The organism is Acidimicrobiales bacterium (assembly GCA_035512495.1).
Classification (GTDB): domain Bacteria; phylum Actinomycetota; class Acidimicrobiia; order Acidimicrobiales; family CADCSY01; genus DATKDW01.
The window spans coordinates 1-11,324 of sequence record DATKDW010000056.1 but is presented as its reverse complement, the minus strand read 5'-3'; the positions used below and the strand labels follow the sequence as shown (position 1 = coordinate 11,324).

Sequence of the window (11,324 nt, the reverse complement as noted above, 5' to 3'; positions counted from 1 at the left end):
CAGTCGAAGAGCGTGTCGAGGATCTCCTCCTCCTCCTCCTCCTCCTCCCAGCGGGCGACCTCGCCGTCCCGACATCACACTGGCGGCGAGAGTGGGATTCGAACCCACGGTGAGCCGAAACCCACAACGGCTTTCGAGGCCGCCCCATTCGTCCGCTCTGGCATCTCTCCAGCAGGCAAGGCTACCGGGCGCGCCGACCGGCGAAGAACGAGCGAAGCTGCTCGGCGCAGGCCTCGGCCTCCACCCCCGCCACCACCGCCACCTCGTGGTTGAGGCGGGGGTCGGCGCAGAGGTTGTACAGCGAGCCGCAGGCACCCGCCTTCAGGTCGGCGGCGCCGAAGACCACGGTGCCCACGCGGCCCGCCACCAGGGCGCCCGCGCACATCGGGCACGGCTCGAGGGTGACCACCAGCGTGCAGCCCGAGAGCCGCCACGACCCCAGAGCCGCGGCCGCGTCCCGAATCGCCAGCACCTCGGCGTGGGCGGTCGGGTCACCCGCCAGCTCGCGCTCGTTGTGGCGCCGGGCCAGCACCGAGCCGTCGGGGCCGAGGAGCACGGCGCCGACCGGGACGTCGTCGTGGTCGGTGGCCGACGCCGCCTCCGCCATGGCGACCGCCATGGCGGCACGGTGCCCGCTGGAGGCTGATGAAGTCGTCACATTTCGTACCGTAGCGAGCAGGAGGTGTTACCCACTCCGTCGAAAACCCATGCACATGGGTTCGCGACGCGGGCCCCGAGGTGCCGTGGCGGGGCGGTCGGGGACAGACGGGGTCGGGGCGAGGGGTCGCCACCGAAGGAGGCTCTCCGCGCGTCGCGCCCACGCCGGCCTGGCCATCTGCGCCCTGGTGATCCTCATCGGCACCGACGCGTCGGTGCCCCAGCCCCCGCACCAGCTCGAGGCTGCCGCGTCCGCGCCGGCGGAGATCCACGTGGCCATGCCCGAGCGGACCACCGCCGAGCGCGAGCGCTTCGTCGACCTCGACCCCACCACGACCATCCCGACCGGTCCCACCTTCCTGCCCGCCGCCGACGAGGAATCGGACGCCTCGAGCGTGGAGGCCACCGATGGCGACAGCGTCATCGCCCCGCCCCCCGACACCTTCGAGGTCCCTCCGGCTCCCCCGGTGCCCCCGCCGAGCCGCCTCACCGGCCGTTACGACCACGTCCAGCCCGCCGACGGCACCTGGGCGGTGATCATCGGGATCAACGACTACCCCGGCACCCACTCCGACCTCCGCTCGGCGGTCAACGACGCCAACGACATCGACCGTGTCCTCAGCGGCTACGGGGTCCCGGCGGACCGGCGCCTGGTGCTGCGCGACCGTCAGGCCTCCGCCGCCAACATCCGCGACGCCTTCAGGTGGCTCGTGGCCCACGCCGGTGACGACGCCACGGCCGTCGTCTACTACGCCGGCCACGTCCGCAAGCTCAGCCGCTCCACCGAGGCCATCGTCGCCGCCGACGGGCGCCTCGTCACCGACGAGCAGATGGCCAACGACCTCAGCGACCTGCGGGCCGAGCAGACCTGGATCGCCATGGCGTCGTGCTACGGCGGCGGCTTCACCGAGGTGCTCGCCGCCGGCCGGATCCTCTCCGCCGCCGCCGACGCCAACAGCCTGGCGTATGAGAACTCGCGCTACGGCCGGTCGTACTTCGGGGAGTACATGGTCAATCGGGCCATGCTCCAGGGCATGGCCCCCCAGAGCGTCGAGAAGGCCTTCGCCTTCGCCGTCGAGGGCATCCGCCGCGACCACCCCAACCGCCAGCCGATCCAGTTCGACTACCAGCCCGGCGACCTCGTCCTCGGCCCACCGCCGGCGAGCTCGCCCTCGTCGGCCGACGGTGGGTCGGCCCAGCAGCCGCCCCCGCCCTCGGGTGACGGAGGTTCCCAGCCGCCTGCCGAGGAGCCGCCGCCCGACGAGGACGGGCCCCGGAGGTGCACGTTCCGGGTCAACGGCGTCGTGACGTACTGCCGGCGCTGATCGCGCCTGTGGCGGGCTGATCGCGCCGATGGCGGAGGGGGTGGGATTCGAACCCACGGTGAGTTGCCCCACACACGCTTTCCAAGCGTGCCGATTCGGCCGCTCTCGCACCCCTCCCGGGTCGGTTCAGGGTATCCTGGCCTGAGCCCGTCGTTGGACGTGGCGGCCGGGCCCTGTGCAATCGTTCCCTGTGAACCGAGTCAGGGCCGGAAGGCAGCAGCTCTCAGCAGGTCGAGCGGTGTGCCGCAGGTCGTCTGGCCGTCACGTCGAACGCCGGGCTGCACACCGCTCGCCCGCTGCGAGCTGCGCAGCCCCTGTTCATGGGCGCCTTCGGCGCCGTGCAGGTCGAGCGGTGTGCGCACACGTCGTCTGGCCGTCACGTCGAACGCCGGGCAGCACACCGCTCGCCCGCTGCGAGCTGCTCGTCGGTAGTCTCGGCCGCATGGCGTTCCAGTCGCTCTACCGGCGGTACCGGCCGCGTCGCTTCAGCGAGGTCAAGGGCCAGGACCACGTGGTGCGGGCGCTGCGCAACGCCGTCCGCGAGGGCACCGTGGCCCACGCCTACCTCTTCAGCGGCCCGCGCGGCACCGGAAAGACCTCCACCGCGCGCCTGCTGGCCAAGGCCCTCAACTGCGATGCCCCGGTCGACGGCGAGCCGTGCGCCGAGTGCCCCTCGTGCCTGTCGGTGGAGGCCGGTACCTCCCTCGACGTGAGCGAGCTCGACGCCGCGTCGAACAACGGCGTGGAGGCGATGCGCGACCTCATCCGGCGGGTCGCCCTCGTCAGCGGCGGCCGCCACCGCGTGTACATCCTCGACGAGGTCCACATGCTCTCCACCGGGGCCGAGAACGCCCTGCTCAAGACGCTCGAGGAGCCCCCCGCCAACGTCGCGTTCGTGCTGGCCACCACCGACCCCCAGAAGGTTGCCCCCACCATCCGCAGCCGGACCCAGCACTTCGACTTCCGGCTCCTGCCCGCCGCCACCCTCGCCGAGCACCTCACGTGGGTGGCCGCCGACGCCGGCCTCGAGCTGGCCGAGGGCGCCGTCGACGCCGCCGTGCGGCGGGGCCAGGGCTCGGCGCGCGACTCGCTGTCGGCCCTCGACCAGATCGTGGCGGGGGGCGGCGCCGCCGAGGAGGACTCCTTCGTCGACGAGCTGGTCGAGGCGCTCTGCGAGCGGGACACCGGGCGGGCCCTGCTCGCCGTCGCCGGGGCGTGCAGCGCCGGTCGCGACCCCCGCCAGCTCGGGGAGTCGCTGCTCGGGTACCTCCGTGACGCCTTCCTGACGACGATGGCGCCCGACGCCGTCTCCCTGCCCGACACCATGCTCGAGCGGGTCTCCGACCAGGGCCGCCGCCTGGGACCGGCAGCCGCGGTGCGCGGCCTCGATGCCGTCGGTGAGGCGCTGCTGGCCATGCGCGAGGCGCCGGACCCCCGTGTCGCCCTCGAGGTGGCGCTGGTGCGGGTGACCCGACCCGAGGTCGACCCCTCGCCTGGCGCCGTCCTCGAGCGGGTCGAGCGCCTGGAGCGGGCGATGCGCGGTGGCGCGGTGTCGACGCCGGCGCCCGCGGCCGCCGCCGGTGAGGGAGCCTCCGACGCGACCGCCCCCGTCCCGGCAGACCTGCCGCCGCTACCGGCTGCCGGGGTGGCCGACGGCCGCGCCGCCGCCCGCCAGGCCATGGATGCCGCCACCACCCGGGAGCCGGGTCCGGCGTCGCCGCCCGCCGCCCGGCCCGCCCTCGGCGGCGTGCGACGCCAGTCAGGCGCTCCGTCGTCGTCGTCGTCCGCGCCCGCGCCTTCTGCGGCCACGGCTCCGGCCTCGTCACCGCCCGCGGCGCCGGAACCGGAACCCGAGCCGCCCGTCGTCCAGGCGGCCACCGCCGGTGCTGATGCCGGCTCCGGCGGGCCGCTGCCCAGCCGCGAACAGGTCACGCTGGCCTGGCCCGACCACGTCGCGCCCAAGCTCAACGTGCGGGCCCGTGGCCTCTACAACTCGGGGCGGTTCACCGCCGTGGACGACGGCACCGTCGTCTTCGCCGTCACCAGCGAGATCATGGTCCGCAAGGCCGAGGAGCACCGGACCGCCCTCGAGGGCGCGCTGGCCGAGCACTTCGGCCGGCCGCTCCCGGTGCGGATCGTCGTCGACGACGACGTCGCTCCCGACGACGACCCCGCCCGTGGCGCGGGCGGCCAGCGCCCGTCCGACGACGACGAGCCCGTCGACGTCACCGACCTCACCGATGCCCCCGCCGCCACCACCGGCCTCGACCGCCTCACCGACGCCTTCCCGGGCGCCGAGGTCCTCGACCCCTGACCCGAGTTGTGCGCGCTGGACGTCGGGAGCGGACCGTTGGTGCACACATCTCGGGTGTCGGCTCGACCCCTGACCCGAGTTGTGCGCGCTGGACGTCGGGAGCGGACGCCTCGCGCACACATCTCGAAGAGGGGGGGCGGGTCCGGTCCGGTGGACCCGTGAGGCGGTAGGTTGGAGGCGATGTCCGAACACTCCGCCACGCCCGACCTCAGCGCTCTCCTCGCCCAGGCCCAGGAGATGCAGGAGCAGCTGATGGCCGCCCAGGCCGAGGCGGCCGAGGCCGTTGTCGAGGGCCAGGCCGGCGGCGGTGTGGTGAAGGTGTGCGTCACCGGCGGCCTCGACTTCCAGTCGGTCAGCATCGACCCTGCCGCCGTCGATCCGGGCGATGTGGCGATGCTCGAGGACCTCGTCCTCGCCGCCCTCCACGACGCCATGGCCCGGGTCAACGAGGCCCAGCAGGGCGCCATGGGCGGCCTCGGCGGCCTGGCCGGCGAGCTCGGCGGCGGGGGCCTCGGCGGGCTCCTCGGCGGCTGACGCCGCCCGACCCGCCCGCACCGCGTGTACGCCGGCCCCGTCCAGGACCTGATCGACGAGCTGGGCCGCCTCCCCGGGGTGGGCCCGAAGTCCGCGCAGCGGATCGCCTTCCACCTCCTGAAGGTGTCAGCCGAGGATGCCCTGCGCCTGGCCACCGCCATCAACGAGGTGAAGGAGCGGGTGTCGTTCTGCGCCCGGTGCTTCAACGTCTCCGAGGGTGACGAGTGCGACCTGTGCGCGGACCCCCGCCGCGACACCCACCTGCTGTGTGTGGTGGAGGAGCCCCGTGACATCGTGGCGGTGGAGAAAACGCATGAGTTCCGGGGCCGCTACCACGTCCTGCAGGGCGCCATCAGCCCCATCGAGGGCATCGGCCCCGACCAGCTCAAGGTGAGCGAGCTGCTGGCTCGCCTCGAGCCGGAGGAGATCACCGAGGTCATCCTCTGCACCAACCCCAACATCGAGGGTGAGGCCACCGCCATGTACCTGGCCCGCCTGCTCAAGCCCCTCGGCCTGCGGGTGACCCGCATCGCCAGCGGGCTGCCGGTCGGTGGCGACCTCGAGTATGCCGACGAGCTGACCCTCGGGCGCGCCCTCGAGGGCCGGCGCGACGTGGAGGCGTGACCCCCGGACGTCGCGACGCCGTGGGGGTCGTCCTCGCTGCGGGCGGTGCCGTGGGCGTGGTGGTGGGGTCGTTCCTGCCCTACGCCCGCAGCGGGGCCGCCACCCGGACCAGCTACGAGCTGGTCGGCGTGGCCGAGCGCCTCGAGCTGGTGACCGGGCCCGCCGCCACCTTGGCGCGGGGCTGGTACCTCGTGCCCCTGGTCGCCGCAGCGGCGTGGCTGGCCGCCGCCCTCGGAAAGCGAGTGATTTTGGTTACATCATGTGTAATCCTGGGCACTGCCGCGCTGGCACTGGGCGTCCTGCTCAACAGGTCGCCCCTCGGTGCCGACGTGGGTGTGTACCTCGCGTCACTCGCCGGAGCCCTCTCGCTCCTCGGTGTCGCCTGTCTGTTGTGGGACCAGAGGAGCGTGCAGTGAGCGACGACACCACGGGGAGCCGGCACGGCTGGGATCCGTCCCCCGCCCAGCCCCCGACGTGGGGCGCCCCCCCGGAGGGACCGACCGCGGCGCCCACCGGACCCGCCGGCCCGCCCCCGGCTGCCGGCGAGGTGCTCCCCGCCTACGCCGCCCCCGAGCCCCGGCGCTCCCGCCCCGGCACCGTGGTCGCGGTGGGCGTCGGCATCGCCGCCGCCCTGGTGGCCGCGGTCTTCGCCGTCACCTCCTTCGGCGGCAGCGACGGCAGCCCAACGCCCGAGGCAGCGGTCGAACGCCTCTTCGACGCCCTCTCCGACCAGGACGTGATCGGCCTGCTCGAGTCCCTGCCGCCCGGCGAGCGCTCGGCGGTGCTGCCCGGCATCCGCGGCGTCGCCAGCGAGCTGCAGCGCCTTCGCCTGCTCTCCGACGACCTCGACCTCGCCAACCTGTCGGGCATCGACTTCCAGGTCGACGGCCTCGAGCTCGCCTCGGAGCCGCTCGGCCCCGGCATCGCCGCGGTCCGCATCACCGCCGGCACGATCACCTCCACGTTCGATCCCCCGTCGCTGCCGCTCGGCGAGAACCTCGAGGCGCTCCTGGCCATGGCCGAGATCGACCTTGCCGAGGTCGAGCCCGACGTCAGCACCGAGGACCTCGCCACCGACGACGCCCACCTGGTCGTCATCGAGGAGCGTGGTGGCTGGCACGTCAGCCTCTTCTACTCCATCGCCGAGGCCGCCCGCCGTGACGCGCTGCTGCCGCTGCCGGCCTTCGGCGCCGGGGTGACCCCTGCCGGGGCACCCTCGCCCGAGGCCGTGGTCGAGGAGCTGGCCGCCGCCGCCATCCGCCTCGACGCCCGCCGGGCCATCGCCCTCCTCGCCCCCGACGAGATGCGGGCCCTGCACGACTACGCACCGCTGTTCCTCGACGAGGTCGAGGCCGAGCGCGACGAGCTGCTTGCCACCGGCGAGGTCGCCATCACCCTCGACCGCCTCGACCTCGACAGGGAAGGCGACGGCGACACCGCCCGGGTCATCGTCCGGGGCTTCGCCTTCAGCGGCACCGTCGACGGCGAGGAGGGCTGGGCCGACTTCGACGGCGATTGCCTGCGCTACAGCGATGGCGACATCGAGGAGGAGAGCTGCATCAGCGACGCCGAGGACCTCGACATCGACCTCTCCGACGTCACCTTCGCCTTCACCGTGGTCCAGCGTGACGGCGAGTGGTTCCTGAGCCCGGTCCGCACCAGCTTCGACCTCACCACCGCCGCCCTCAGCCTCCTCGACCCCGCCGACTTCGACGGCGAGGACTCCACCTTCGGCCAGCTGATCGAGATGTTCTTCTTCGGCGCCTTCATGGGCGTGTCCGGCACCGAATCCAGCTTCGAGGAGGTCTGGGAGAGCGAGCCCCTCATGGGCCACCCCGAGACGGACTGGTACGACGACGAGTACGGCGACGGTTACGACGACGGCTACGAGGTCGACGAGTACGACGCCGACCTCGCTCCCGGTAGCGGTTCCACCCGCGCCGAGGAGGAGGCGGCGGTCGAGGAGTGCTATGGACCGGTCGACGACCTGCCCCCCGGCGCGTCCGAGGAGGAGCACCAGGCGGCGTGGGCCGAGGTCGAGGAGTGCTTCGCCGGGCGGTGACCACCGGGCTGCGGCCCGTTCGACCCCGAGGTGACATCGTCCGGACCCGCCCGTAGCGTTGGGCCCTCCTCATGCGCACCACCTCGCCTACCTTCGAGCGCCGCCGACGCCTCGCAGACCCCATCCGCCACCTCGACCCCGTCCTCATCGGGGCCGTCCTCGCCCTGTCGGTGATCGGGCTGCTGGCGGTGTACTCCGCCACCCACTCCAGCCTGCGCTCGGCCGGCCTCGACCCCACCTTCTACCTCCGCCGGCAGGCGATCTGGGTGGCGCTCGGCATCGTGCTCGCCAGCGGGGTGATGGCCATCGACTACCGCAGGATCCGCGACACCACCGCGATCTGGTACGGGCTCAGCGTGCTGCTGCTGCTGCTGGTGATCTCCCCCCTCGGGGTCACCACCCAGGGCGCCCAGCGCTGGGTGAACCTCGGGTTCTTCCAGCTCCAGCCCTCCGAGTTCGCCGAGGTGGCGCTGGTGCTGCTGCTGGCGTCGTGGTGCCACATGCACGAAGAGCTCACGGGGGGCCGCTTCGTCGGCGCCCTCGTCCTCGCCGGCGTGCCCGCCCTGCTCGTGCTGACCCAGCCCGACCTCGGCACGGCCCTCGTCTTCGGTGTCGTCGCCATCGCGGTGACGTTCTTCGGCGGCGCCCGCCTCCGCCACCTCGCCGCGGTGGGCCTCGTCGTCGCCTTCGCGGTCATCGCCGGCCTGAGCCTGGGGGTCCTCGAGGACTACCAGCGCGACCGCCTCACCGGCTTCGTCAACCCGCAGGGCGACAGCTCCTCGGTCTACAACCTCACCCAGTCGCAGATCGCCCTCGGCGCCGGCGGCCTCACCGGTGTGGGCCTCTTCCAGGGGACCCAGACCAACCTCTCCTTCGTCCCCGAGCAGCACACCGACTTCATCTTCACCGTGATCGGCGAGGAGCTCGGCTTCCTCGGCACCGCGACGGTGGTGACCCTCTTTGCCGTGGTCGCCTGGCGGGTCTGGCGGGCGGCGCTGGTGGCTCGCGACCGCTTCGGCGCCCTGCTGTGCGTCGGGGTGCTGGCCATGATGGTGTTCAAGATCTTCCAGAACATCGGCATGACCATGCAGATGATGCCCATCACCGGGATCCCCCTGCCGTTCCTCAGCTACGGCGGGTCGGCCACCCTGGCGTCGTTCATCGCCGTCGGGCTGGTGCTCAACGTGGGCTCCCGCCGCTTCACCTGACGAAGGTCAGCGCCATGGTGGCGCCGCTGGCGGCCACCAGGTAGAGGGCGAAGCCCGTGAGCCCCGCTCGCGCCACGAGCCGCACCAAGAACGCCACGGCGAGGTAGCCCGACACGAACGCGGCGAGCACCCCGGCGACGATGTCGGCACCGGAGAACCGGCCCGGCTCGGCCAGATCAGGGACGCTCACCACCGCCGCGCCCACCAGGACCGGTAGGGCGAGGAGGAACGAGAACCGGGTGGCCGCCGCCCTGGTCAGACCCATCGCCAGCCCGGTGGTGATCGTGCTGCCCGACCGGGAGATGCCCGGCAGCAGGGCCAGCGCCTGCCCGAGGCCGATCGCCATGGCCTGGCGCAGGTCGACCCGGTCGAGGGTGGTGCCCGCCGGGTCTTCGGGGTCGGCCCCCACGCTGGTGGTCATCGCCGGTCGGGAGGCCGGCACCGGGGCGGAGGCGGGGGTGCGGGCGATGCGTCGGGCTCGCAGCCGTTCGCCGCCGACCAGCATCGCCGCGGTCACGAGCAGGAGTGCGGAGGCGAGCCGTGGGGTGGCGAAGGCTCCCTCGAAGGTGCTCCGGAAGGCCACACCGATGAGGCCAGCGGGGACGGTCGCCAGCGCCAGGTAGACCACGAGACGCCGGTAGGTGGCGGACTCGGGCGAACCGTCCGGGCGAACGATTGCACCGGCCATGGCCAGCAGGTCGCGCCGGAAGTACACGACGATGGCGCCGGCGGTGCCGGCGTGGAGGGCGACGTCGAACGCCAGGCTGGGCTTCTCCCAGCCGAGCACGAACGGCACCAGCACCAGGTGCCCCGAGCTCGACACCGGGATGAACTCGGTGGCGCCCTGGACGATGCCGAGGACGATCGCCTGGATGATCTCCGGTACCGACTCGAGCACCCCGCTCCTCTCCCAGCCGCATCCGGCGCACGGCGGCCCGCCATGGTGGCACGGTCTGCCGACGCCACCCTTCGCTTCACCTGGGCGACCCGACCGGGCGGTACCGTGACCGCGCGTCGGGCCGCTAGCTCATCGGGCTAGAGCAGGGGACTTTTAATCCCAAGGTGCCGGGTTCGAGACCCGGGCGGCCCACCATAAAAGTCCAGTTCAGAGGGTTGCAGCGCAGAAGAGCCGTCATCGGAAGGGTTGCCATCCCTGAGTCATCCCTTGATGGCTCGGTACCACCAGGTGTCCCGGACGGTCAGGGGAACCAAGCGCGACGCCGAGAAGGTCCTCACCCAGGTTCAGCACAGATCGATCAGGGCGGAGCGACTCGAGGCGGCAACGACCTGGAGGCCCGGCTCGTCCACATCCACCGGTCGGTGCTCCATCTCGCCGGCAACCAGGTCCTGATCAAGGACACCAAGACCCACAGCGAGCGGACCGTCGCCATCGACGTCGAGACCGCCGCCCGTCTCGAAGCTCGGCGAACGGAGGTCGAGGCTGCGCTGGCAGGTGGTCCGACCCTCGTCGAGCTGCCCTACATCTTCTCCCACGACGGGGGAGAGCGGCCCTGGCGACCGGACTACGTGACCGCCGCCTGGCGCCGGCTCTGCAACGCAGCCGGGGTCACCGGCGTGCGAGTCCACGACCTCCGACACATGCACGCCTCCTACCTCCTCGACGCTGGTGTGCCCCTCCACACCGTGTCCCGCCGCCTCGGCCACGAGCGGGCCTCGACCACCTCCGACATCTACGGCCACGCCGTCGACGCGAGAGACCAAGGAGCGGCCGACCTCTTCGGCGCCTTGCTCAACACGAAGCCCGACGACGAAGGGCAGGCCGAGTCGTAGGAGCGTCAAGAACACCTGATAGGCGCGCAGGAGCCTCTCGCAAGTGACTCCCAGCGGCGCCAAATATCCGGCAATCGGAGCGGGTGGGCGGTTGCTCAGCGTTCCCAGTGCCAGTGGATGACCCACCCGACAAGAAGCCACCGAAGGTCAGCGGGCAAACCCGGAGCGACTGCACTTACGTCCGCTTCGACTGCCCTGCGGTCGATGTCGCGACTCGAAGCGAACGGGTGGAGCTTCAGGCGCCGCCGTCGCACATGTTGCGGCACGCTCTCGACAGCCTGATCGTGAGCCGCCACAACCGCGTCGAACGTTTCCGTTAAGGCCGACTCCGACGCGGGGTACTCCTGCCGCAGCAGATCGAGGGCTTCATCACGGCTAGTCGGTGGCCCCGAGTGGTCCTTCCACCGGACGACAACCTTGATCGCCGCTTCCCAGATCGACGCCGACGGGTCCTCTACCGCCAGCGTCTTCAACCTGCGGCGGCTTCGCACCGTCGAATGATGGCCGATGGGAGTCAACAACTGCACCCTTGGATCTCGCAGCCTTGACGTGTAGTTCTCCTCGTCGGAGCGCGTCGCTCCGATGTGCCGCTCGTTGGTGGTCCCCGGTGACTAGGGCCAAGTTCTTGGCGGCCGCTCACGATGACCTGATCTCTGGTGGACTAGCGCGGGGGTACCCCCGGTATGGTCGACCTCCTCTCAGGACCCGTCCCCGAGGGGAGGGACCGTGAGGTTGCCGCTGTCGTCGAGCGGGAAGCCGGCGTTGAAGGCGATCTCCCAGACATGGCCGTCCAGGTCTCGGAAGCAACC

10 protein-coding genes, 3 tRNA genes and 1 other RNA gene are annotated in these 11,324 nt (G+C 72.2%); 10 read left to right on the top strand and 4 right to left on the bottom strand.

Features of this window, described 5'->3' with window-relative positions:
• Positions 1-80: 80 nt before the first annotated feature.
• Together VMN58_07945 and VMN58_07940 are read right to left on the bottom strand one after the other, a co-directional pair.
• Positions 81-170, bottom strand: a tRNA-Ser gene (locus VMN58_07945).
• A gap of 11 nt (positions 171-181) precedes the next feature.
• Complete coding sequence (locus VMN58_07940) at positions 182-658, bottom strand: nucleoside deaminase (GenBank protein ID HUF33120.1); 477 nt, start codon at positions 656-658, stop codon at positions 182-184.
• 187 nt (positions 659-845) lie between these two features.
• On the opposite strand from VMN58_07940, the gene VMN58_07935 reads away from it, so the two are divergent.
• Positions 846-1,982, top strand: a complete 1,137-nt coding sequence (locus tag VMN58_07935; protein ID HUF33119.1) for a caspase family protein — start codon at positions 846-848, stop codon at positions 1,980-1,982.
• Positions 1,983-2,011: 29 nt separating this feature from the next.
• On the opposite strand, the gene VMN58_07930 is transcribed toward VMN58_07935, so the two are convergent.
• Positions 2,012-2,099: transfer RNA gene (locus VMN58_07930), tRNA-Ser, on the bottom strand.
• 47 nt (positions 2,100-2,146) lie between these two features.
• On the opposite strand from VMN58_07930, the gene ffs reads away from it, so the two are divergent.
• The 7 genes from ffs (at position 2,147) to rodA (ending at position 8,724) form a co-directional block, all read left to right on the top strand.
• An RNA gene (ffs, locus tag VMN58_07925) (signal recognition particle sRNA small type) lies at positions 2,147-2,245 on the top strand.
• Positions 2,246-2,424: 179 nt separating this feature from the next.
• On the top strand, positions 2,425-4,296 hold the full coding sequence (gene dnaX, locus VMN58_07920) for a DNA polymerase III subunit gamma/tau (protein ID HUF33118.1): 1,872 nt from the start codon (positions 2,425-2,427) through the stop codon (positions 4,294-4,296).
• A 180-nt stretch (positions 4,297-4,476) separates the two neighbouring features.
• Positions 4,477-4,830: a YbaB/EbfC family nucleoid-associated protein gene (locus VMN58_07915; protein HUF33117.1), complete on the top strand. Its 354-nt coding sequence runs from the start codon at positions 4,477-4,479 to the stop codon at positions 4,828-4,830.
• Between the two features lie 24 nt (positions 4,831-4,854).
• On the top strand, positions 4,855-5,454 hold the full coding sequence (gene recR, locus VMN58_07910; protein HUF33116.1) for a recombination mediator RecR: 600 nt from the start codon (positions 4,855-4,857) through the stop codon (positions 5,452-5,454).
• The gene (locus tag VMN58_07905) at positions 5,451-5,870 is read left to right on the top strand and encodes a hypothetical protein (GenBank protein HUF33115.1); all 420 of its coding nucleotides are present in this window, start codon (positions 5,451-5,453) and stop codon (positions 5,868-5,870) included. Before recR ends, VMN58_07905 begins: the two co-directional genes overlap by 4 nt.
• Entirely contained in the window at positions 5,867-7,516 is a 1,650-nt protein-coding gene (locus VMN58_07900) for a hypothetical protein (GenBank protein ID HUF33114.1), read from the top strand. Before VMN58_07905 ends, VMN58_07900 begins: the two co-directional genes overlap by 4 nt.
• 71 nt (positions 7,517-7,587) lie before the next feature.
• Entirely contained in the window at positions 7,588-8,724 is a 1,137-nt protein-coding gene (gene rodA, locus VMN58_07895) for a rod shape-determining protein RodA (GenBank protein ID HUF33113.1), read from the top strand.
• Here the strand turns inward: rodA and VMN58_07890 are convergent.
• Positions 8,717-9,622, bottom strand: coding sequence for an undecaprenyl-diphosphate phosphatase (locus VMN58_07890; GenBank protein ID HUF33112.1), 906 nt, complete (start codon positions 9,620-9,622; stop codon positions 8,717-8,719). The two genes, rodA and VMN58_07890, sit on opposite strands and share 8 nt — an antisense overlap.
• A 118-nt stretch (positions 9,623-9,740) precedes the next feature.
• Between VMN58_07890 and VMN58_07885 the strand changes: the two genes are divergently transcribed.
• Together VMN58_07885 and VMN58_07880 are read left to right on the top strand one after the other, a co-directional pair.
• Positions 9,741-9,817: transfer RNA gene (locus tag VMN58_07885), tRNA-Lys, on the top strand.
• Positions 9,787-10,515 carry a site-specific integrase gene (locus VMN58_07880; GenBank protein ID HUF33111.1) on the top strand — a complete coding sequence of 243 codons (729 nt, stop codon included), beginning with the start codon at positions 9,787-9,789 and terminating at the stop codon, positions 10,513-10,515. Before VMN58_07885 ends, VMN58_07880 begins: the two co-directional genes overlap by 31 nt.
• Positions 10,516-11,324: the final 809 nt, after the last annotated feature.

Coding starts and splice junctions, on each gene's coding strand:
- dnaX (HUF33118.1), top strand. CDS start 2,425: ATGGCGTTCCAGTCGCTCTACCGGCGGTACCGGCCGCGTCGCTTCAGC.
- rodA (HUF33113.1), top strand. CDS start 7,588: ATGCGCACCACCTCGCCTACCTTCGAGCGCCGCCGACGCCTCGCAGAC.
- VMN58_07915 (HUF33117.1), top strand. CDS start 4,477: ATGTCCGAACACTCCGCCACGCCCGACCTCAGCGCTCTCCTCGCCCAG.